At 57.7% G+C, this 22,328-nt stretch carries 21 protein-coding genes and 1 riboswitch; of the genes, 7 read left to right on the top strand and 14 right to left on the bottom strand.

Annotated features, from left to right (window positions below; translation table 11 throughout):
• Nucleotides 1-165: 165 nt before the first annotated feature.
• The 5 genes from INT21_RS11520 to cbiE form a co-directional block, all read right to left on the bottom strand.
• A complete protein-coding gene (locus INT21_RS11520; protein ID WP_009723617.1) occupies nt 166-606 on the bottom strand; it encodes a YtoQ family protein in 441 nt (146 codons plus the stop codon).
• A 75-nt stretch (nt 607-681) separates the two neighbouring features.
• Complete coding sequence (gene cobF, locus INT21_RS11515; protein ID WP_193067782.1) at nt 682-1,446, bottom strand: precorrin-6A synthase (deacetylating); 765 nt, start codon at nt 1,444-1,446, stop codon at nt 682-684.
• The gene (gene cobM / locus INT21_RS11510; RefSeq protein WP_193067783.1) at nt 1,443-2,246 is read right to left on the bottom strand and encodes a precorrin-4 C(11)-methyltransferase; all 804 of its coding nucleotides are present in this window, start codon (nt 2,244-2,246) and stop codon (nt 1,443-1,445) included. Before cobM ends, cobF begins: the two co-directional genes overlap by 4 nt.
• A gap of 43 nt (nt 2,247-2,289) precedes the next feature.
• On the bottom strand, nt 2,290-2,802 hold the full coding sequence (locus tag INT21_RS11505; RefSeq protein WP_193067784.1) for a cobalamin biosynthesis protein: 513 nt from the start codon (nt 2,800-2,802) through the stop codon (nt 2,290-2,292).
• Nucleotides 2,799-4,007, bottom strand: a complete 1,209-nt coding sequence (gene cbiE / locus INT21_RS11500; RefSeq protein WP_193067785.1) for a precorrin-6y C5,15-methyltransferase (decarboxylating) subunit CbiE — start codon at nt 4,005-4,007, stop codon at nt 2,799-2,801. The genes INT21_RS11505 and cbiE overlap by 4 nt, the downstream gene beginning before the upstream one ends.
• Between cbiE and INT21_RS11495 the strand changes: the two genes are divergently transcribed.
• Nucleotides 4,006-4,743, top strand: a complete 738-nt coding sequence (locus tag INT21_RS11495) for a cobalt-precorrin-6A reductase (RefSeq protein WP_193067786.1) — start codon at nt 4,006-4,008, stop codon at nt 4,741-4,743. The genes cbiE and INT21_RS11495 overlap by 2 nt on opposite strands.
• Before the next feature lie 12 nt (nt 4,744-4,755).
• On the opposite strand, the gene cobJ is transcribed toward INT21_RS11495, so the two are convergent.
• The 9 genes from cobJ to INT21_RS11450 are packed head-to-tail and all read right to left on the bottom strand — an operon-like array spanning nt 4,756 to nt 16,663.
• Nucleotides 4,756-5,505 carry a precorrin-3B C(17)-methyltransferase gene (gene cobJ / locus INT21_RS11490; RefSeq protein WP_193067787.1) on the bottom strand — a complete coding sequence of 250 codons (750 nt, stop codon included), beginning with the start codon at nt 5,503-5,505 and terminating at the stop codon, nt 4,756-4,758.
• Nucleotides 5,502-6,227 carry a precorrin-2 C(20)-methyltransferase gene (gene cobI, locus INT21_RS11485; protein ID WP_193067788.1) on the bottom strand — a complete coding sequence of 242 codons (726 nt, stop codon included), beginning with the start codon at nt 6,225-6,227 and terminating at the stop codon, nt 5,502-5,504. Before cobI ends, cobJ begins: the two co-directional genes overlap by 4 nt.
• Nucleotides 6,224-6,853: a precorrin-8X methylmutase gene (locus INT21_RS11480; RefSeq protein WP_009723625.1), complete on the bottom strand. Its 630-nt coding sequence runs from the start codon at nt 6,851-6,853 to the stop codon at nt 6,224-6,226. Before INT21_RS11480 ends, cobI begins: the two co-directional genes overlap by 4 nt.
• Nucleotides 6,837-8,006: a cobalamin biosynthesis protein CobG gene (locus tag INT21_RS11475; protein ID WP_193067789.1), complete on the bottom strand. Its 1,170-nt coding sequence runs from the start codon at nt 8,004-8,006 to the stop codon at nt 6,837-6,839. The genes INT21_RS11480 and INT21_RS11475 overlap by 17 nt, the downstream gene beginning before the upstream one ends.
• Nucleotides 7,984-11,823, bottom strand: coding sequence for a cobaltochelatase subunit CobN (cobN, locus tag INT21_RS11470; protein ID WP_193067790.1), 3,840 nt, complete (start codon nt 11,821-11,823; stop codon nt 7,984-7,986). Before cobN ends, INT21_RS11475 begins: the two co-directional genes overlap by 23 nt.
• Nucleotides 11,823-12,929 carry a cobalamin biosynthesis protein CobW gene (cobW, locus tag INT21_RS11465; protein WP_193067795.1) on the bottom strand — a complete coding sequence of 369 codons (1,107 nt, stop codon included), beginning with the start codon at nt 12,927-12,929 and terminating at the stop codon, nt 11,823-11,825. Before cobW ends, cobN begins: the two co-directional genes overlap by 1 nt.
• 1 nt (nt 12,930) lies before the next feature.
• The gene (locus INT21_RS11460; RefSeq protein ID WP_193067791.1) at nt 12,931-14,301 is read right to left on the bottom strand and encodes a cobyrinate a,c-diamide synthase; all 1,371 of its coding nucleotides are present in this window, start codon (nt 14,299-14,301) and stop codon (nt 12,931-12,933) included.
• Complete coding sequence (gene cobO / locus INT21_RS11455; protein ID WP_038483381.1) at nt 14,301-14,894, bottom strand: cob(I)yrinic acid a,c-diamide adenosyltransferase; 594 nt, start codon at nt 14,892-14,894, stop codon at nt 14,301-14,303. Before cobO ends, INT21_RS11460 begins: the two co-directional genes overlap by 1 nt.
• Entirely contained in the window at nt 14,891-16,663 is a 1,773-nt protein-coding gene (locus tag INT21_RS11450) for an AAA family ATPase (RefSeq protein WP_193067792.1), read from the bottom strand. Before INT21_RS11450 ends, cobO begins: the two co-directional genes overlap by 4 nt.
• Nucleotides 16,664-17,004: 341 nt before the next feature.
• A riboswitch (cobalamin riboswitch) is annotated at nt 17,005-17,196 on the top strand.
• A 67-nt stretch (nt 17,197-17,263) separates the two neighbouring features.
• On the opposite strand from INT21_RS11450, the gene INT21_RS11445 reads away from it, so the two are divergent.
• From INT21_RS11445 to INT21_RS11420, 6 genes are all read left to right on the top strand, one after another.
• Nucleotides 17,264-18,280, top strand: a complete 1,017-nt coding sequence (locus INT21_RS11445; protein ID WP_226912414.1) for an ABC transporter substrate-binding protein — start codon at nt 17,264-17,266, stop codon at nt 18,278-18,280.
• 95 nt (nt 18,281-18,375) lie between these two features.
• Complete coding sequence (locus INT21_RS11440; RefSeq protein ID WP_193060272.1) at nt 18,376-18,849, top strand: pseudoazurin; 474 nt, start codon at nt 18,376-18,378, stop codon at nt 18,847-18,849.
• 83 nt (nt 18,850-18,932) lie between these two features.
• Nucleotides 18,933-19,946: an ABC transporter substrate-binding protein gene (locus INT21_RS11435; protein WP_193060271.1), complete on the top strand. Its 1,014-nt coding sequence runs from the start codon at nt 18,933-18,935 to the stop codon at nt 19,944-19,946.
• Nucleotides 19,947-19,961: 15 nt separating this feature from the next.
• The gene (locus tag INT21_RS11430) at nt 19,962-21,026 is read left to right on the top strand and encodes a FecCD family ABC transporter permease (protein WP_193067793.1); all 1,065 of its coding nucleotides are present in this window, start codon (nt 19,962-19,964) and stop codon (nt 21,024-21,026) included.
• Nucleotides 21,026-21,790 (top strand): ABC transporter ATP-binding protein, encoded by a 765-nt coding sequence (locus INT21_RS11425; RefSeq protein ID WP_193060269.1) that lies wholly within the window; start codon nt 21,026-21,028, stop codon nt 21,788-21,790. Before INT21_RS11430 ends, INT21_RS11425 begins: the two co-directional genes overlap by 1 nt.
• Nucleotides 21,791-21,921: 131 nt before the next feature.
• Nucleotides 21,922-22,302 (top strand): AraC family ligand binding domain-containing protein, encoded by a 381-nt coding sequence (locus INT21_RS11420; protein ID WP_193067794.1) that lies wholly within the window; start codon nt 21,922-21,924, stop codon nt 22,300-22,302.
• Nucleotides 22,303-22,328 lie beyond the last annotated feature (26 nt).

Here is a 22,328-nt window from a genome sequence, read left to right as displayed (position 1 = left end):
AACCCACGAAGTTGAGGAGGGGCAGGTCAATCCATCATGTCTACAATACTAGAGCAGAGTATCGGTTCAGATGCGGTGTTATTTACGGGGCGGGATGGTCGCGCGCTAAAGCGCCCTCCCACAACACCACTAATACAGTGGCGGTGTTGCAGGAGGCGTTAAGGTTTAGGCTTTTAGGACGTAACGCAGGGTTTCGACGACTTGATCGGTGGTGGTGCACCAGGCTTGGGCTTGGGCATCGACTTCTTTTAGCGGGTGAACAATATCTTCGCTGTGCAGGGTGATGTAGGGCTTGGCGAGTGCGGCGCAGTAGCCTGCATCAAACGCGGCGTTCCACTGTTTGTACTTGTCGCCGAAGCGCACAACTACCAGATCTGCTTGCTCAATCATGGTGCGGGTGCGGATGGCGTTGACCTTGGAGGACTGATGGTCGCGCCAGAAGCCATTTTCCGGCTTGCCCAGGTGATCGCCTGCGGCGTCACTGGCGTCGTGATCGGTGACCGGGGCGGTGAAGACGATATCCAGGCCCGCTGCATCAGCGCCGCGCTGAATCTCTTCGCGCCAATCGGTGTGGATTTCGCCAGAAAGATAGACGTAAAAGCTCATAGTCGCTCCTGATAACTTGGTTATTTAATAGGCAGGATTATTTTATGGAAAAATATTCCATATTGATACCTGGGTTTATTTTTCCGGCTTTTTGGCGAGCAGGTAAATATCCATAATCCAGCCGTGGGTGTCGCGTAGTTCCGCGCGGCGTTGGATGATTTGGTCGCTGACCTCGCTTAGCCAGCCTTTGATTAAGCACTGTTTATCCATGCCCAGGTAGGCGCCCCACCAGATATAGGTGTCGTCAAACGGCAGCGTGGTAAACGCCCCGCCGCTATCCAGCATCACCGCTACCGTGGCGGCATCGTTCGGCCAGCCGCGCTCGCGTAGGCGGCGGCCGGTGGTGATTTGTACTGGCTCTGCAAGCGCGTTGAGGGGAATTTTATGTTCAGCGGTAAGCACCTGCAGGCTGGTGATGCCAGGCACGACCTCTACATCTACCTGCTTACCCGCAGCGCTTAGCCGCTGGCTAATACGCAGGCTGCTGTCGTAAAGCGAGGGGTCGCCCCACACCAGCATGCCGACCCGCCCGCCATTGGGAAGATGTTCATCCATCAACTGCGCCCAAACGCTGGCAATCGCAGCGTGCCAGTCGTCTACCGCGCTAAGGTAGTCATTACGGCTATCACGGCTGGGAAGATCGAACTCGACGATTTTGGTGGTCACCGGTTCTTCTAACAGGCGTTCGCAGAGTAAGCGGCGTAGATCGATTAGATCCGACTTGGCCTCGCCCTTGCGGGGCAGCAGGATCAGGTCGGCGCTATTGAGGGCGCGCACGGCGGCCAGGGTGACGTGATCAAGGTTGCCGGTGCCGATGCCTATCAGCGATAGCGTGATCATAAGTCGCTCTCTTGGTCTTGGCTTGCCGTGGCAAAAGGCGAATCCGCCGACTGAGGGCGAAAGCGGCGGTCGTAGCCTACGGCATAGAGGCTGCTTTCCTGGAAGTCTTCGCTCTCCAGTACCGGCCCCACCAGAATTAGCGCGGTTCGCTGCATGGTGTCATCGATCAGCGCTTCTATGCTGGCTAGCCGCCCACGTACCACCCGCTCGTCGGGCCAGCTTGCCCGCCACACAATCGCGACCGGGCACTGCGCGCCGTAGTAAGGCGTCAGGCTTTCGACTACCTGGGAAAGGTTATGGATGGAGAGGTGGATAGCCAGCGTTGCCCCAGTGCGGGCGAAATTGGCAAGCATCTCGTTACTGGGCATGGCGCTGGCACGACCCGGCGTGCGGGTGAGCACCACCGACTGAGCCACGCCGGGCAGAGTTAACTCCTGACCTAAGGTTGCCGCCGCTGCCGCAAAGGATGGCACGCCTGGAGTAATGCTGTAGGGGATATTCAGCTCGCGCAGGCGACGAAGTTGCTCGCCCATGGCCGACCATACCGAGAGATCCCCCGAATGCAGTCTGGCGACATCCTGGCCTTCGGCGTGGGCGCGGCTGATTTCCTGCATAATCTCATCCAGCGAGAGCGGCGCGGTATTGATCACCATTGCCCCCGCCGGGCAGTGTTCCAGAATCTGCTCCGGCACTAAAGAGCCCGCATACAGGCACACCGGGCAGGCGGCGATTAAATCCCGCCCGCGTAGAGTAAGCAGATCCGGCGCGCCGGGGCCTGCGCCAATGAAATGTACGGTCATTAACTAATTCCTAGGCTTTGTACGAAAAGTCGGCGAGCGAAGACTAGACAAGGCAAAAATCAACGAAAAAACGGAGTTTACGTGGTGTAAATGAGTATTTTGAGGCGATTTTTAACGCCGTATTGTCGAGCACAGGCAGTTTTCGTGCAAAGCCTAACGCCAGTGCGGCGGTAGCCTGTCGATCCGCTGAAATGATCCTGGGCCCCACTAATCTCGCATTCGGGCCTGCTGCTAGCAGCGCCACGGCCTCGGCAACGCTGCCTGTGCCGCGCGCCTGCAAACTGTGTGTTGAATGGGTAAGCGTTGCCACTGTTGATAGCTCGGCATCTGCTACGGCAATGACTTCGATATTACGCAGTCGGCCTAGCTCTTCTACCAACGGCAACATAGAACGTGCCGCCGCCAGCCGGTTGATAAGGCCGTACTTATAGACAGCACCGTACTTGTAGACAGAGCCGTACTGGTCGATCAGTTGATCCAGCGCTTGGCCGAGCGATTTAATCGTGGCTTCGCGGCGAAAACCAAACCCTGCAATTCTCAATACCGATGGCTTCATCTAACGCCCCGCCACTGAACAATCGGATAGATGGCTTTCCAGCCCCGCCGTGTGCCGATGGGGGCTGCGTTGGCAAGCTCTAAACGCAGCAGTTCGCCGCCTACCTGCTGGTGCCAGTGCGCCAGCAGCGCTTCGGATTCCAGAGTGACGGCATTGGCGACGATACGCACGCCCTTGGGCAGGCGCTGCCATAAGTCGTCTAACAGCGCTTGAGATAACCCGCCGCCGATAAATACCGCATCGGGTAGCGGCGTATCGTTGAGTACGTCAGCCGCGCGGCCCTGTTTTACTTCTAGCCAGTCAACGCCAAGGCTGTTTGCATTGCTGCGTGCTCGTACTGCCCGTTCAGCGTTTTGCTCAAAGCCCACCGCCTGATTATCCGTATGCGCGAGCAGCCACTCAATGGCAACGGAGCCTGAGCCGGTGCCGATATCCCACAGCCGCTCGCCGGGCATGGGGGCAAGGGCCGCCAGGGTGATGGCGCGAATGGTCTGTTTGGTAATCTGGCCGTCGTGGTCAAAAAAATGATCCGGCAGGCCGGGCGTCAGCGGCAAGGCGGGGCCGTTACCGGCAACTTCCAGCGCTACCGCCACCGGATGGGCAATGTCGTCGGGCAAGCTGGCGTCGATACGACAATGGCGAATGCGTTCGTTATCGCCGCCCAAAGATTCCAGCAGCGTTAGCTGGGTATCGCCAAAGCCAAGGCTAGTTACCAGCGCCGCCAGCTCGGTCACCGCCGCGCCGTCTCTTACCAACACCAGCAAGCGTCTACCGGCATGCAGGTAGGGCCGAATACGGGTTAGCGGCTTGGCGTGTAAACCCAGGCAAACACAACGCTCCAATGGCCAGCCCAAACGTGCAGCCGCCAAGCTAAAAGAGGAAGGGGCTGGCAGTGCCTGCCACTCGTTTACGCTGAGATGCTGCGCTAATGAGGTACCCGCCCCAAACCAGAACGGGTCGTTGGAGACCAGCATCACCACCCGGCGGCCACGCTGGTTTAGCAGCTTTGTAATGCCATCAGCAAAGGGCACTGGCCACTCAATCACCTCAGCGTTTAGCGGCGGTAAAAGGCGCAGGTGACGGCGTGCGCCGAACACTACCTCGGCACTTTCCAATGCCTGTCGGCTTGCCGCTGTCAGCCCCTGTGTGCCACCCTCTCCCCAGCCTAAAAGGGTAAGCCAGGGAGCGTTGTTAACCTCAGCCATGATCAAAATCCTAATTCTCGGCGGAACCAGCGAGGCCAGCGCCCTGGCCAGCGCTGTTGCCAAGCGTGGCATTCCCGCCATTTTTAGCTATGCAGGGCGCGTTAACACGCCTAAACCCCAGCCACTGCCGACCCGCATTGGCGGCTTTGGTGGCGTTAATGGGCTGGTCACGTTTTTAGCCCAGGAGCGCATTACCCATATTGTTGATGCCACCCACCCGTTTGCCGCACAGATGAGCAGCAACGTGTTAGCCGCGGCGGCGCAGTGCGGTGTAAAGACCACCGCTTTTACCCGGCCTGCCTGGCAGCCTGTTACCGGCGACCAATGGCAAAGCGTGGCAAGTATTGATGAGGCCCTTAACGCCTTGGCTGGCCCGCCCCAACGGGTGCTGCTCGCGATTGGGCGAATGCACCTTAGCGCCTTTGCCGCTCAGCCTCAGCACCATTATGTGCTGCGTTTAGTTGACCCGCCAACCAGCCCGTTGCCACTGCCGGATGTCAGCACTGTGATTGATAGAGGCCCGTTTACGCTGGAAGGCGATCTCGCCCTGCTGGAAAATCAGCGCATCCAGCGCATCGTGTGTAAAAACGCTGGCGGCGAAGGTGCGTCGTCGAAACTCAGCGCGGCAAGAAGGCTCGGCCTACCCATTGTGATGATAGAACGGCCGGCACTGCCGCCACGCCACGAAGTTCATCGTATCGATGACGTGTTTAGCTGGCTTAGTGACCACTATTAATCATCACAGCGTTTAATCAGCCGAACGCGGCGTATAAACCAGCGGCACGCCACTGCGTTCAATCAAGCGGGTTTGCTGGGAACCAACGATGACCAGCGTGCGCATATCAGCCATATCCGTCGTTGCTTGCCCTAATGTGGTAACGCGAATTGCTTCTTCGGGGGTCGAAACCGCGCGGGCGAAGATTATCAATCGATCCGGCCCACAGGCTTCCCGCAGTACCTCTAGCGTTCGTTCAAACCCCGCTGGCCGTGCCTTGGAGCGCGGGTTGTAAAACGCCATGGCGAAGTCGGCCTCGGCAGCCAAGCGCAGGCGCTTCTCAATCAGCGCCCAGGGTTTGAGGTTGTCGGATAGATTAATGCAGCAGAAGTCGTGCCCCAGCGGTGCGCCGACGCTTGCGCTGGCGGCCAGCATGGCAGAAATACCCGGCAGTACCTGAATATCCAGCGTGCGCCACTGGGCATCCCCCGCTTCCAAGGCTTCGAATACCGCAGCGGCCATGGCAAATACGCCAGGGTCGCCAGAGGAGACAACCACTACCCGGTGGCCCTCAAGCGCCAGCTGTAGCGCCTGCTCCGCCCGGCGAATCTCTTCGCGGTTATCTGAGCCATGGCGGACTAACCCAGCCCTGGGAGCCACGCGATTAACGTAGGGCACATAGCCGACCACATCGGTGGCTTCGAGTAGCGCAGCCGAAACCTCCGGGGTAATCATGGCATCGGCACCCGGCCCGAGGCCGACGATTTTCAGCCAACCGCTCATGGCCGCCTCCCGTTGCCATGAATCAGCACAATCGAGAAGTAAGGCACGCTTTCGCCAACCTCGCTCAGCAGCAGCACGCGCTGCTGGGTCATGGCGGCGTACTCGATCAACCACGCCTCGCCTTCACGGCCAGCATGCGCCAGCGCTCGGCGTAGTTTGGCCAGGTTGCGGCCAATTTTCATCACCACCAGTGCATCGGTTTGGGCGATGCGCTCGGCCAACGTCTCTTCCGGCAGCGTGGCCATCAGCACCGTCATGATGTCATCACCCCAGGTAATTGGCTGCGCGGTAGCCGTCCAGGCCGCCGACATACCGGTAATCCCCGGCACTACCGAGACCGGCACGCGGTTCAGCAGCCGCGTGTAGAGGTGCATAAAGGAGCCGTAGAAGAACGGGTCGCCTTCGCAAAGCACCACGACATCGCACCCGGCCTCTGCCATCTCGATCAGTTGGGCCACGCTGCGTTCGTAAAAAGCCGACAGCAGTTCATTGTAGCGAGGGTCGTCAAAAGGAATTTCCGTGGTAACCGGATACTCCATGGGCAGCTCGGTTGCACCAGGGGCGATCAGTCCTTCCACTATGGTACGCGCATGCCCGCTGCGGCCCTGCTTGCGAAAATAGGCCACATGGCTGGCACCACGAATCAAGCGGTCGGCACGCACGCTCATTAGGTCTTGGCTGCCGGGCCCTAAGCCAACCCCGTAAATGGTTCCTTGGGTCATTCGATACGATCCGCCATGGCGTTGATGGCCGCTACCGTGACGGCGCTACCACCCAGGCGGCCACGCACGATACAGCTGGGCAGCGCGGGGTTAGCCAACAGCGCTTCTTTGGATTCCGCCGCGCCAACAAAGCCGACCGGGCAGCCAATAATGGCCGCCGGGCGCGGGCAGTCTGGGTCTTCGAGCATATTAAGCAGATGAAACAGCGCGGTGGGCGCATTGCCAATGGCGACCACGGCACCTTCCAGGTGCGGCCGCCACAGTTCCAGCGCTGCCGCTGAACGGGTATTGGCCATTTCCTGGGCAAGGCCTGGAGTGCGCTCATCGTTAAGGGTGCAGATGATGTCGTTATTAGCGGGCAGCCGTTTGCGGGTAATGCCTTCGGAGACCATCCGTGCATCGCAAAGAATCGGTGCGCCCTGCTCTAACGCTGAACGCGCTCGATTGACCACGTCATTCTGAAAATGGATATGCGCCGCCAGCTCCACCAGCCCAGCGGCGTGAATCATGCGTACCGCAACCGTTTCTTCTTCCGCTGAAAAGCGATCAAGCTCAGCTTCATTGCGAATAATCGCAAACGACTGCCGGTAAATCGCCGGTCCGTGTGTTTCATAAACGTGAGGCACCCAAACTCTCCAAATAGTGTAAAACGTCAGATTCACAAAGGCCGGTGGCCTTCGGTGCGCTATCGGCGCGACCGTTAACAATCACGTCAAAGCGCCCTTCGCGGCCGGTTAGGCACAGCGCTGCTGGCCGTTGGCGGGCGCAGCCTTTGGCGCACCCAGATATGTGTACGGTTGTTTCCACCCAGCCACTTAGCCGTTCGGCAAGCGGCTGGGTGGCAACACTCGCCTGTTCGCAGTATGGCGCACCGGGGCAGGCATCCATCGCTAACCGCGGGTCGCTATTATGACGGATTAAGCCATCAACCGCGGGTAGTGTATCGCAATCCTTCAACAATAAGCGCCGCCAGGGCGTGAACTGCACAGCACTGATATTTGTTAGAGAACCATTTGCCGGAGAGACAGTCTCGCGCAGCGTATTAGCCGCCACCCGGCCAAAAGGCAGCCCCACCACCATACCGTTGCTATGTTTGCCCAGCGCCAGCTTCTCGCCAGGGGATGCGGGGGCAGTATCAGCGGCCGCCCAGTCAGGCAGCGGTGCTATGTGCCGCCGCATGCGCCCAGAGTCCCAGCCGCCGCTGTCCACAAACCAATGGGTCAGGCGTATTAACTGCTCAACGGCGGCTTCGGGCTCGTTCACCGCCGTGCCACATTCATAGCCATCGGCGCGCACTATCAAACCGCCGTCCACCGAGCGCTCAATACGAAAATCAGCGGCGCTATCGCACAGCACCGGCGCTTTTCCTGTATCAATCGCAATACCGATCTTGCCGGGCATAGGCGCTAATTCGCTGCCCCGCACTTGCAACAGGCGGGCAATGGTATGAGTGTCATCGCCCTCTTGCCAAGCGGATGCCAGCATCAGCTGTGGCTGGCGTTCTGCTTGCGGGTCGTCGCTCACCAACTGATGCTCAATCAGAAACGCCATCAGCGGCGGCCAGCTGGCCTCGGTCACTCCCCGTAGTTGAATATTGGCCCGACTGGTTAGCTCGATCAAACCGCTGCCGAAGGTCTCGGCGGCTTCACACAGTGCCACTACCTGCTGCCGTGAAAGCTGGCCCAGCGGTGGGCGTACACGTACCAACAGGCCATCGCCGGTGGCCATAGGCCGCCACGCGCCGGGGCACCAACCTTTAATGCGCGGGCTGGTGGTCATAATTCCCCGTCTCTTTGGCTTCATCCATTTCCAGCAGCAGGTCTTGTAGCGCCTGGCCGTGTTCGCCGGGGGCTTGCCACATGCCTCGCTGGGCGGCTTCGAGTAAGCGTTCCGCCATCTCTTCTAAGGCTGCGGGGTTGTGCTCACGCAGAAACTGCTGATTAGCAGCGTCGAGCACCAAGGCATCACTCACCTGGGCGTACTGGTAGTCGGCGACTAGATCGGTGGTGGCATCGTAAGCAAACAGATAGTCCACCGTGGCAGCCATTTCAAAGGCGCCTTTATAGCCATGTTCACGCATGGCATTGATCCACTTGGGATTCAACACGCGCGAGCGGATCACCCGCGCCAGTTCCTCTTTCAAGGTACGAATCTTGGGCACCGCGGGATTGGCGTGGTCGGCGTGATAAATGGTCGGTGCTTTTCCGCTTAGCGAGCGCGAGGCGCTGGCCATACCGCCCTGAAAAGCGTAATAGCTGTTGGAATCAAGAATATCGTGCTCGCGGTTATCCTGGTTCTGCATCACCGCATCCAGCCCCTGGAGCTGCTGTTCAAACGCCGCCCGCGCGGCAGTGCCGGAAGCCTTAAACTGGCCGTAGGCGTAGGCACCTGTATCCATATAGGCCTCGGCTAAATCGTCGGCGCTGTCCCAAGAGCGGTTTTCAATCAGCCGGTTTAAGCCCGCACCATATTCGCCGGGCTTGCTGCCGAAGATACGGTAGCTTGCCTCTTGGGCGGCCATCTCTGGGCTTAGCCCTTGGTCTTCCAGTACTTGCTGGCGAGCAAGCACCGCCTCGCGGATGGTGTTGCTGTTACCCGGCTCTTCATAACTAGCCACCGCTTGCACGGCGGCGTCAAACAGGCGGATCACATTGGGGAAAGCATCGCGGAAGAACCCGGAGACCCGCAGCGTGACATCAACCCTTGGGCGATTGAGCAGCATCGAGGGGATCACTTCGAAATCACTCACCCGCTGGGAGCCCAGCGACCATTTAGGGCGCACGCCCATCAGCGCGAAGGCCTGGGCGATATCATCGCCGCCGGTGCGCATGGTGGCGGTACCCCAAATCGAAAGCCCCAAACGGCGCGGATAGTCGCCGTTATCCTGCAGGTAGCGCTCGACAAACGCCTGGGCGGATTTTTCCCCCAGCGTCCAGGCGGCTGGCGATGGAATTGAACGGTTATCGACGCTGAAAAAGTTACGCCCGGTGGGCAGCGTATCCAGCCGCCCTCGGCTGGGCGCGCCGCTAGGCCCAGCGGGAACAAAGATACCTTCTAGGCCGTCGAGCAGCGACTGAATCTCCATTTTCACACCACGCTGCATAGCGACCCATAGCTGGTCGCGGGCATAGCGCAGCTGCTCCGCCGTGTTGGGGTAATCTTGGGCCAGTTCCTCCAGGCAACCAGGGGCTAATACGTAGTCGGCCACCCAGCGCTCGGCCAGCAGTTCAAGGCGCTCGCGGGTATCCGCGCCGGTGCGCCAAGGGGTATCCAGCAGCTCCCTTAGAACAACGGGTTTAGGCTCCTGCCAAGGTTCGTTGCCAGCGGCTAGCGGATCAAAATCCAACCCTAAATCACTCGCTAGATTGTGCAGCAGGCCGCGGCTGGCCACCGCTTCACCACGGGGTAGCCGTAGCAGCGCCACCAGCGTTCCCGCCCGCTTCTCTTCAGGCGGCAGCGTGCCGAGTATGTGCAAGCCATGACGAATCTGCGACTCTTTGATATCGCACAGAAAGGTATCCAGCTCGTTGAGAATGTCGGCGTCATCAGTACTGTTTTCACAACCGTCGACGGCGTGCGCCAGTTCCTGATCGATACCGGTATCACGCAGGTGAGCGAGAATCTGGCTGCGAATCAGCGCTTCCCGGCGCGGGTCCATATCCAGCGCTTGATAATACTCATCACATAGCGCTTCAAGCTCGGCCATAGCGCCGTAGAGTTCGGCCCGCGCTAGCGGCGGCATCAGGTGGTCGATAATCACCGCCTGACTGCGGCGCTTGGCCTGGGCACCCTCGCCGGGATCATTCACAATAAACGGATAAAAGTGCGGCAACGGCCCCAGGGCAATATCCGGCCAGCAGTCAGCGCTCAAGGCGATGCTTTTACCCGGCAGCCACTCTAAGTTGCCGTGCTTGCCCACGTGGATGACTGCATCAACTTGATAGTGCTCGCGCAGCCAGTAGTAAAACGCCAGATAGCTGTGGGGTGGCACCAGCTCCATATCGTGATAGGACTGGGTAAGATCGTCGATAAAGTCGCGTTCCGGCTGGATCCCCACAAAGGTCTCGCCTAAGCGAATACCGGCGATCATCAAACGCCCCTGGCGGCATTTGGGGTCTTCGTTAGGCGCACCCCAGCGCGTCCATACGGTTTCCTGCAGCTCGCTGGGCAAGGTTTTAAACCAAGCAAGGTAGTCGTCAACGCTGATACTCTGCCAGCAGGCGCGCTGGTCGAGGCTGCCGTGATCGTTGGTCACCGCGCCCTGAAGTTGGCGGATCAACGCATCGCCATTTTCCGGTAGCTCGCTGAGCGGATAACCCGCCTCTTTCAGGGCGCTGAGAATCTGCAGCGTCGATGCGGGGGTATCCAGCCCGACCCCGTTACCGATCCGGCCATCCCGATTGGGGTAGTTGGCCATGATCAGCGCGATGCGCTTCTGCCTATTGGGGGTTAGCCGTAGCGAACAAATGCGCCGCGCCAGCTCGGCGACAAAGGCGGCTCGTTCTGGATGAATCACGTGGTGGGTCACTGCCAGCTGGCAGCGCTGGTTATAGTGGGCTTCGGCTTTAAACCCCACCGCCCTAGTGATAATGCGACCATCCATTTCGGGGAGCACCACCTGCATGGCCACATCGCGGCTATGCAGTCCGGCGGCCATGTCCTGCCAGTCTTCACTGGTGCTGCTGGCAAGTATCGCCTGGAGCACCACGGGTCGCCCCACAAACAGGCTGTCGGGTAGCTTTTCACCCAGAGCATCCAGGCCGTCGGCGTTGCGATTGACCGCAAAGCTGGTGGTATTGATCACCAGCATGGCGCCGGTTTGCTCAATCAGGTGGTTGATAAAATCAATGCATGGCCCCTCTTTCAAGGAGGCCACGGCAACCGCTAGCGGCTCTAGCCCTTTTTCTTTGAGCGCTGCCAGTAGGCCATCTGGCACGGCAGTATTCGCCCCCTGCAAGTGGCTGCGATAAAACAGCAGCAGGCACACCGGCCGCCCGGGTATCTGACGGTCGCGCCACTCGCTAAGGCTTAGCGCCTGCTGGTCTTGCGACGCATAAATCACCGCGGCCGGAATAACTTTCGGCTCCTGCCATGCCAGAGAAAGCGATAAACATTCGCTGGCGATAAAGCGCAGCAACTGCTCGGCGTTATCCACGCCGCCCTCTCTTAAATAGCGCCACACCCGGTAAGCGCCATCAAAGGCGATGGTGGAATCTTCTAATAGGGCATCATCCGGTGCGTCGCAACCCGGCACCAAAATCAGTTGGCGCTCGGGCCTAGCCACCGCCCAAGCGAGCAGGCGTTCATGGCCGTACTGCCAGTAGGCTTTACCGCCCAGCAGTGAAACGATGACCAGTTGAGCCTTTTCCAGCACCCGATCTTCATAGAGATCATAGGCCGCCGGTTTTACCAAATTCATCCAGTTGGCTAGCCGCACCGAGGGGTACGCTTCCCCCAGGCGATCAACCGCCTGGGCCAGCGCCGACAGATTGCTATCAGCGGCGGACAGTATCACGACCTCGGCGGGGCTCTGCTGCAGATCGATAATGCCTTCATCATCGACAAAGCCCCCGGGCTTGGCGGCAAATAAGTGCATTAGGTGGCCGTCTGAACCTCTGCCTCAGTTAGCGCTTCACGTAGCGCGGCGCTATCCAGCGATTTGCCAATAATTACCAGCTGGGTCTGGCGCGTCTCGTCCTGGCTCCAAAGCCGATCGAAGTAACCTTCCAAACGCTCGCCAACCGCCTGAATAACCCGGCGCATGGGTTTGCCGGGAATCGCCGCAAAGCCTTTGGCGCGGTAGATCTCATGGCTTTTCAGCAGTTGCTGCAGCTTGCTGGCCAGGGCGTCGCCATCCACTTCACCCAGGGTAATCACGCAGGAATCAAAGTTATCGTGGGCGTGGTCGTGGTGCGCGCCTTCAGCGTGGTGCTTATCGTGATGATTGGTGATGCTGTCAATATGCTCTTCGCTGGCCGCACCAATGCCCATCAGCGCTTCCAACTGGGCGGTGTCGGTGGTCTGGGTCTGATCGATAAACAGCGTTTTTACCGATTCGCTCACCCGCGACTGAATCACCGCTTCAACCTGCGTGCGCTCTTCCGGGCTGAGCAGGTCCGCCTTGCTGACCAGTACCAAATCCGCCGCGCTTAGCTGGTCATCCAGTAGCTCACGCAGGCTGGGGTCGTGATCCAGGCTTTCATCAGCGCGACGCTGGGCTTCGACCTTATCCACATCGCTGGCATAACGGCCGGCAGCTACCGCGGGGCCATCAATCACGGTAATAATCGCGTCGACGGTGCAGTGCTGGCGCACGTCGGGCCAGTTAAACGCCTGTACCAGCGGCTTAGGCAGTGCCAGACCGCTGGTTTCGATCAGAATGTGGTCGATATCATTGCGGCGGGCAACCAGCTTTTTCATCACCGGTAGGAACTCTTCTTCCACGGTGCAGCAGATGCAGCCGTTGGCCAGCTCATAGATGCTGCCATCTTCCCCGTCTAGCTGCCCGCCTTCGCTACCCTCTTCACACCCCAACGCGCAGCTGCGCAAGAGGCTAGAGTCGATATCCTGCTCGCCGAACTCATTCACAATCACGGCGATCCGCTTGCCGGTAACCTGGCGCAGAATATTGGCCAACAGCGTGGTTTTGCCGCTGCCGAGAAAACCGGTGACGACCGTGGCGGGAATCTTGTTTAACTTCACATTACTGGGTTGCATGGGTAAATGCCTCGCTGTATCGCTGTTCAGCGTGCGCCGGGCTGGCGGAAAAAAGCCTCGCCACAGCGTCAGGATTGTTGGGGAAAAACAGATGTAAATAGGTCGCCGTTAAGCGATTCTGACGGTAAATCGCCTCCCCCGGTGCGGGGTGGCGCTGGCGACGGCCATGAGCAATCGGCTCGGGGGTGCCTTCGGCCATAGAGCGGTGGTGGGCATGGCCGCGAACCGGGCCTTCCGGCAGTTCAGCCGTTTGCATCCCCTGGCAGCCACGCCGACCGCGCATCGCCCCCTGCCCAGGCAGCAAGCCGAGCATGGGATGGGTGATATCGTCGTAGTCAGTCAGGGTTTCCAGGCAGTACAGCAGGCCGCCACACTCAGCCAGAATGGGCTTGTCGGCGCTATAGAAAGCCTCAATGGCCGAACGCATGGCGCTGTTACCGGCCAGTTGCTGGGCATGAAGTTCCGGGTAGCCTCCCGGCAGCCACAGCGCATCGCATTCGGGCAGACAGCTATCCGTCAGCGGCGAGAAGAAACGCAGCGTTGCGCCCATCTGCTCCAGCAGGTCGAGATTGGCCTGATAGATAAAGCTGAAGGCGGCATCACGGGCTACGCCAATGGTGCGGCCTTTAAGTACCGGCTTAACGGCCGCAAGCTGCTCTTGCGGAGCGGCAAAGGTCACCGGTGGCAGTGCTGCAAGCGCTTCCAGCAGCCCAGCCGCTTCCAGTGCCTTGGCACCCGCTTCAAAGCGTGCCTCTAAATCCTCGCGAATCTCCGCAGCTTGCACCAGCCCAAGATGGCGTTCGGGGAGCGCTAAATCAGGGTCTCGTGGCACAGCGGCCAGCAAAGGAATCGTCGCCGGCAGCGCCCCTTCGATCAGCTCGCGATGGCGCTGCGAGCCGCAGGCATTGGCAATAAGCCCGGCGATATGGATATCATCCCGAAAGTTGGCAAGCCCTGATACCAGCGCGGCTGCGGTCTGCGCCATACCTTTTACATCCATGACAATTGCCATGGGAATAGCAAATAAGGCCGCCAGGTCGGCGCTTGAAGGCTCACCATCAAACAGCCCCATGGCTCCTTCGACCAGAATCAAATCCGCTTCACAGGCGGCGTCATAAAAACGCTGGCGGCAGTAGGCTTCGCCTGCCATCCATAAATCTAACTGATCTACCGGTTGACCTGAGGCCTGAGCCAATATCTGCGGGTCCAGATAATCAGGGCCGGTTTTAAACACCCGCACCACCTTGCCCTGATTACGTAGCAGCCGCGCCAAGCCCGCCGTGACGGTAGTTTTACCCTGGCCAGAAGCCGGGGCAGCGATAAACAGCGCGGGGCAGCGAGCGGTTAGCATACTCATTAATACTCGATCCCCGCCTGAGCTTTGACACCGCCGCGAAACGCGTGGCGCTCATCTTGAACAACGCTGATGGTATCGGCGATTTCCTGCAGCGGCGTGGCCATGGTGCGCCCAGTAATGATCACGTTCTGGTGCGCCGGGCGGCGTTGCAAGGCTTCTACCACCGGCTCGGGGTCGAGATAGCCGTACTTGAACATGTAGCTCATCTCATCCAGCACGATCATATGATAAGCGGGGTTCTCCAGCAGTCCTTTAGCGACTGCCCAGGCGGCTTGGGCGGCTTCGATATCCCGCTCGCGATTCTGGGTTTCCCAGGTAAAGCCGTGGCCCATGATGTGCCAATCAAGCTTGGGATGATCGCGAAAGAACAGGTATTCGCCGGTTTCGCGGCGGCCTTTAATAAACTGAATGACCGCGCACTGCTGACCGTGCCCTAGTGAACGCGCCATGGTGCCAAAAGCCGAACTGCTTTTTCCCTTGCCGTTGCCTTTAAGCAGAATCAGCACGCCACGCTCTTCGGTGGCACGGCTAATACGCTCATCGACCACGTCTTTTTTGCGCTGCATGCGGTTTAAATGGCTAGCGTCACTCATGGGCTTTCCCCAGGTTGATGTGCAAAAACAGAATGTGCAAAAGCAGAATGTGCCAAAGAGGGTTTACCAAACGAGGCTGGCCAATAACGGGCGCCTAATTGCTGGGCGATGCGTACGCCCTGCCCGCGTTTAACTCTCGATTGCTCGGTATCGATCAGCAGGCAATCACCTAGCGGAGCGAGATCGTCAACCGATTCCCGTGTGCGGCCATCGGTAATCAAATAAGTACGTACCTGTAAGCCAGGCTCGCGGCGCTGCCACTGTTGAATTAGCCGTTTGGCTTCCACAATCGCTTCCCGCAGCGGCGTGCCACCGCCGCCCTTGGCATGATCAAGCGTGCCCCGCGCGTTTTTGGGAGCACGTCGACGTGACAGTAGCGACACCACGCCACCATTACCAAACCCAAGCACCGCGACTTGCTCCCGCGCAGCATAAGCTTGGGCGACCAGCGACTCCACCAGCCCTTTGGCTTGGCCTAACAGGCGCTGCCCCAAGGTGGAGCCAGAGGTATCCAGTAGCACCAGGTGCGCTATCGCCTGCCCTGCGCGAGACTTGCGCATTTTCAATTGCTGCCAAGGCCACTGGCCACGGTTGGCGATCAGCGTCGCGAACCCGTCTAGCCGCGAGGTTTCCGCCAGAGAACGCCCTCGACCGGAGACACTTCCCTTGCCTGAGCTAGCCGCTGTATCGGCGCGTTGCACACGCGGGGAAAAGGTATTGCTCTCGGGCAGGTTAACCGCTGGCTGGTTAATGGACGCCTGTGCCATGGGCGGCATAGCGCCCCATTGACCCTGCTCACCATTTTGATGGGATGATCCGCCGGTGGGCGCGTTATTAGCTGACGACGATCCGCCCTCCCCATTTGAAGGCGTTTGATTAGGCGGGGAGGACGGCGGATATTGCTCTGGCGGCTGGGTTCGACGATGTGCCAGCACCCAGGGCGCCACCGTATCGATATCTACTTGGCTGACGCTTTCCGCCCCCCGCCAGGCTGCATGAGCCTGAGCTGCTCGATGCCAGGTAACGTCTGCCCGCAGCCCTTCAACGCCTGCGGCTTCGCAGCGTGCAGCAACGGTCTCATACACCCAGCCTTCGCAAGTCACTGATGCTAGTGCCTGTTGGGCATGGTGAATCTGCTGAGTCAGCGCTGCCTGCTCTACCGCAAACTGTTGTATGTAAGCCTCAGGGTCGCGGTCGAAGGCTTCGCGCTGCTGAACAATAGCAATGCGCTGTTTAACGCTGACGCGGTCAGCCTGTTCAATACAGAGCCCAAAACGGTCGAGCAGTTGCGGACGCAGCTCGCCCTCATCAGGGTTCATGGTGCCAATCAAACTAAAACGCGCCGAGTGTGAGTGGCTGATGCCATCACGCTCAACGATATTGACCCCGCTAGCGGCCACGTCTAGCAGCAGGTCAACCAGTATATCCGGCAGCAGATTAACTTCATCGACATACATCACCCCGCCATGGGCTTTGGCGAGGAGCCCTTCATGAAAAGTGGCTTGCTGCTCGGCTAGCACCTTTTGCAAATCAAGACTTCCCACGAGCCGGTCTTCGCTGGCACCGAGGGGTAAGGTGACAAAGGGTGGCTTTTTGCCATTGGTGTCGTTAGGCAAAACCGCCGCCAGTGCCCGCGCCAGGGTGGATTTCGCACTGCCCCGAGGGCCGCTGATCAGCACACCGCCAATGCGCGGATTAATCGCATTCAGCAGCAAGGCGGTTTTCAGCGCTTCCTGGCCGACAACACCTACAAAGGGAAAGTCACTCAACCGAACCTCCCATGCAGAGCATCCCCGAAGCTTGAACTTGATTCATGATGACTTGGTAAGTAATGATAAAACCATTCATAAGGAAGCGATGAAATAAAACGTTGCAGTATAGAGGAAGGCGCGGCTTTGAAGCCAGCTTAGTGCCAAGCATTCCCTAGAAGACAGTCCCTATTAGTACACGGTAAGACAGGCCTAATTTCGACACTAGGCCAAATTGATATGACATTTAAGAATACCAAGCCACAGAAGATTTGGTTTGTCTTATCGTAATGAAAAAAATGGATTTAATGTCAAATTTAGCCGAAAGATCGGGCTTTTTGTTGTTCTACCTTTACCCGCCACCTAGAATAGCTGCCGTCGGTGTTCCTCACGGAACTTAATAGAGAATCCGCTGCGGCTTAGCCGCGAAACGGAACTGCCCCCGCAACTGTAGGCGGTTAGCGATGCTCAATGAGCCACTGGACGTATTGTCTGGGAAGGCGAGCTAGCCATGACCCGTCAGTCAGGAGACCTGCCGACCATGTTAATTAATCGAGCGAGACAGTTCGGCCAGATATTTTTTCTGGCTGTACGCATCGCTCATCATGCACGGGAGTGTACATGATGTTGAGATTGACCACGGCGGTGGCTGCCAGTGTTGTAAGCCTTGGGCAGACGGCTCACGCCGCTACCGATTACCCCCTCACGCTCACCAGTTGCGGACACGAGATTACTCTAGAACAAACGCCAGAAAGCGTAGTGAGTATTGGCCAAGCCCCCACAGAAATGCTCTACCTACTGGGTCTTGCCGATAACGTCGCTGGCACCGCCCTATGGATAAGCCCGGTACTGGAAGAGTTTAGCGAGATAGATGCCGACGTTAAGCGGCTTTCAGACAACGCCCCCAGCTATGAAAGTGTTATCGCCCAACAGCCTGATTTAGTGGTCTCAGCCTATGAATGGATGATCGGCCCCGCGGGCATGGTAGGCACTACCGACATGTTTGATGACGCGGGTGTCCCTGTCTGGACCCTACCCACCGACTGCGTAGGTAAACAAAATAGCCAAAGCATCGATGGCACCCGCACCGCCCTTTTCGATACCGAAACGCTCTACGAGAGCATTGCCACGCTAGCGTATATCTTTGACGTCACCGAACGCGGTGAAGAGGTCATCGCTGACCTTCGTACACGTGAAGCAGCTTCCGTGGCGAAGGCCGAACAACTCGATTTACCCGATGACCTTAGCGGTGTCTTCTGGTACTCCTCTGCCGATCTCAGCATTGACCCTTATGTAGCAGGCATCAACAGCGTACCGGGCTGGATGATGTCTACGCTGGGTATTCGCAATGTAGTGACCTCTGAGGAAGAATGGCCCACCGTTGGCTGGGAAACCATCGTCCGCAGCAACCCTACCTTTATTGTTGCGGCCAAAATGGAGCGACGCCGGTTTCCAGCCGACGATATTGCGCTTAAACGCGAATTCCTCTTCACCGACCCCGTCACCAGTATCACTGAAGCCGTGGAGAATGATCGCATCATTGAAATTGATGCCCACGCAATGGATCCATCAGTTCGCTCAATCTTTGCGCTGGAAACCCTTGCCGACAAGCTAGCTGACTTCAACCTGTCAGAATGATACGTGCTGCTGCGCACCAGTCACCTCGACGCTCGGATTGTTCCTGGCTCCTTGGGTGATGCGCCGCTAATTACGCCTCAACGGGTCTAATTATAATGAAGTTACTACTAAGAACTGGCTTACTACTTCGCTTTTTAACACTCAGCCTTTTAACGACTGGCTTTTTACCGCTAGCCGCGTTGGCCGAGACACACTCTCCTCAAATCCATACTGTCGAGATGCTTCACCGCAACGATAGTGGCCCACTGCCTTTTTCACCTAGCTATCTGGTTATCCAACCGGGGGATAGCGTGAAGTTTCTGGCCACTAACGCAGGGCATAATGCGGCCACAATTGCAGGAATGGTGCCGGAAGGTGGAGAAGCCTTCGTCGGCAATATTAACGAGGAAATAGAGGTAACGCTGAACGAAGAAGGCATCTGGGGCATCAAGTGTTCACCGCACTACACCATGGGCATGGTGATGCTGATCCAGGTGGGAGGTACCGCCGCCACCGAAAGCGACCTACCCGACAACCTCCCGCCAGCCGCACGACAACGCTTTTTAGATATTTTGTCTAAAAACGGCTGATACAGGAAAGTGCTCTTCGTTTAGATTAATAAAATGATATAACATTGCAAATTATTAAAATTTATCTTTTGTAGGATTCCGAAATGAAGCATGTATGTTACTCACTGATAGCCGCATCGCTGCTGCCCGCCTCATTCGCACTGGCCAGTGACACTACTTACCCAGTGAACTTGACCAACTGCGGCGTAGAGATAAGTGTGGCGTCGCCACCCGAGCAAACGGTAACGGTGGGTCAATCGGCCACAGAGATCCTTTACTCACTAGGGCTCGCTGATAGCGTGGTTGGTACCTCAGTCTGGTTTAATCCGGTCTTGCCGCAATTTACTGAGGTCAATGAACAGATCGAGCGGATCGCCAACGATGACCCCAGCTTCGAAGCCGTGGTCAACAAGCGCCCGGACTTAGTTGCGGTGCAATACGAGTGGCACGTGGGGCCTACCGGGAGCGTGGCCAGCCGAGATCAGTTCCATGAACTAGGTATCGCCACCTACATCATGCCCGCCGATTGCGACACCAAGGATAACTCTACCGGTGGCGATGGTACCCGCACCGCCGCTTTCTCGACGGAATCGATCTATAAAGGAATCACCGAGCTAGCCGAAATCTACGATGTTCAAGACGCTGGTGAAGCCCTGGTGGCAGACCTGAACGCCCGTGAAGAACACGCTATCAACCTAGCAAGCAGCCTTGATTTGCCGGAAGACCTGTCGGCAGTATTTTGGTTTTCATCAACGGATCTGGGGGTTAGCCCTTTCGTTGCCGGCCAACTGGGCGCACCGGGCTATATGATGGACAAACTGGGCATTCGCAATGTCATTGAGTCTGATGAAGAGTGGCCCACCGTTGGCTGGGAAAGCATCGCCAAGGCTGACCCCGATGTGATTGTTATCGCCGCCATGGATCGTCGCCGTTTTCCTGCTGACGACATCGAAGCAAAGCGTGAGTTTCTGCACAATGACCCGGTTACCAGCGAAATGACGGCGGTTAGAAATAACCGCATCGTAGAGATGGACGCCCATGCCATGAGTGCCACTATGCGCAGCATTTACGGCCTTGAGTCACTAGCCGAGGCGCTATCGACGATGTCTTTCAACTGATATGGCTTTTTACGAATGAGCATAGCGCTATCACGGCCCATAACTAAGCGCTTCGGGTTGCGCTGGCTTTGGGTGACGCCTCTTGTGCTGGTGGCCGCACTCATCGCGGGCACCGCCATCGGCGAGACATCTATTCCCGTTGATACGATACTCAAAGTGCTCGCCAATCAACTACTTGGCGCGGACTATCCAGTTGACCGAATCGACGAGGGTATTATCTGGAACTACCGCCTCAGTCGCGCCGTCGTTGCCGCTTGCTGTGGCACCAGCTTGGCGTTGGCGGGAGTGGTATTGCAGGCCCTGCTGCGTAATCCACTAGCCGACCCCTATTTAATGGGCATTTCTGCTGGAGCATCTACGGGTGCCGTTGCGGTGGCAGTTGCTGGGTTAGGCGCTGGCATGCTGTCGTTATCGTTGGGTGCCTTCGCTGGTGCCCTCCTCGCCTTTGGCATCGTAGTGATGCTCGCCCATGCGGCCAACAGCGGTGTTGGTGGTGGGCGTGGTGTTCAGGCAGCAGGAGCAATTATTCTGGCGGGGATTGCAGGTTCGCAGCTGTTTAATGCACTGACAGCTTTTATCATTACCAAGTCAGCAAGTGCTGAACAGGCGCGGGGCATTATGTTTTGGCTGATGGGCAATCTCTCCGGAGTGCGCTGGGCTGATGCTACCCTAGCGGTGCCTGCCGCGCTGTTCGGGCTAGTGGTTTGCCTATGGCACCGCCGCTCCTTGGATGCGTTTACCTTCGGGGCTGACAGCGCCGCGTCTATGGGCATTGCAGTGCGCCCGGTGCGCGGCATGCTGATTATCGCAATGGCGCTGGTTACTGCGGTAATGGTTTCCATCGTAGGAGCGATTGGCTTTGTTGGCTTAGTGATTCCCCATGCGATGCGCTTTATTGTCGGCAGCCAACACACGCGATTGATACCCGCCTCCGCGATTGCTGGCGCAGTATTTTTAATCGGTTCAGATATTCTTTCGCGCACTCTAGTGTCTGGTCAGGTGCTTCCCATCGGGGTGATTACATCACTGATCGGCGCGCCCGCTTTTGCGCTTATTCTTGTCCGTGGCAAGAGGCATTAATGCAATTATCCGCAGAACAACTCACCTGGGCGATACATGGCACGCCACTGGTCATTGACGTCAACCTCACAGTCGAGCCCGGTCAGACCTTTGGTCTGGTGGGGCCCAACGGCTCGGGAAAAACGTCCCTGCTGCGTCTGCTGGCCGGTTTGAACAAACCAAAGACAGGCCAGGTGCGGATTGATAACCAGCCTTTGCACGCCCTCAAACAACGGACTATCGCTCAATCTATTGCCTTGGTTGAGCAACAGGCTGACACCACCGATAGAATTACCGTGCGCCAAGTGGTCGCGCTGGGTCGCACGCCTTTTCTTTCCGCCTTACGCGCCTGGTCAATTGAAGATGATGCCATCGTGGCTAAAGCGCTGATAGATGTTGATATGGCGCATATGGCAGATCGGCTTTGGCATACACTTTCTGGCGGTGAGCGCCAGCGCGTGCATATTGCTCGGGCATTGGCCCAACAGCCTAAGATCCTGCTGCTGGATGAACCCACCAACCATCTGGATATTCGCCACCAGCTGTCGATTCTTGAACTGGTCAGGCAACTGCCGATTACGGTGATTATTTCCCTGCACGATCTTAACCAAGCCATGGAGTGCGACCGCATTGGCGTTATGGATAGCGGCCGCCTGATCGATAGTGGCCCACCCCACGACGTGCTCACCGCCAGTAGGCTACAACAGACCTTTGGTGTGCATGCCCATGTGATCGATGACCCTGTCGATGGCAAGCAGGTCATGCGTTTTCGCAATGCTGTTTAGAAACGTTAGCAAAGGGTCAATGACTTGGGGTAAATGACATGGATAAATGGCATGAGGTAAAAGCCAAGTAAAAGGCGGCGATACCCCAGGGTATAGTGAGGCGTTTTCTTGGTTAAGATATTGGGGCCCAAATGAGTACTAACCACCCACCAAATGCGCATCTTGCTAAATGGGAAAATGCTAAAAACCCTGTGGTGTCGATGTTTAAAGAGTACCCTGCGGGCCATCACATCCCTCCCCATCAACACCAGCGTGGACAGTTAATCTATGCCAGTACAGGTACGATGAGACTGTGTACCCGCGATGAATACTGGTTATTACCTCCGTTTCGTGGCGTATGGATGCCTCCTTATGTAGAACATGAAATGCGCGCCAGCACAGCGGTTTGTTTGCGGACGTTATATGTCAATGTCGAATCGTTCACCTTAAACCTGCCTAATCATCCAGTAGGAATAGGCGTCACTGCCCTTTTACGCGAGCTGCTGATCAGGGCCTCTGATCTTGCCCAGTAACGATGGACATCTCAAGAATGTAATAC

Source organism: Halomonas sp. 3F2F (assembly GCF_014897805.1).
Classification (GTDB): domain Bacteria; phylum Pseudomonadota; class Gammaproteobacteria; order Pseudomonadales; family Halomonadaceae; genus Vreelandella.
The sequence above is the reverse complement of the archived record's forward strand: the minus strand, read 5'-3'. Positions and strand labels throughout refer to the sequence as shown.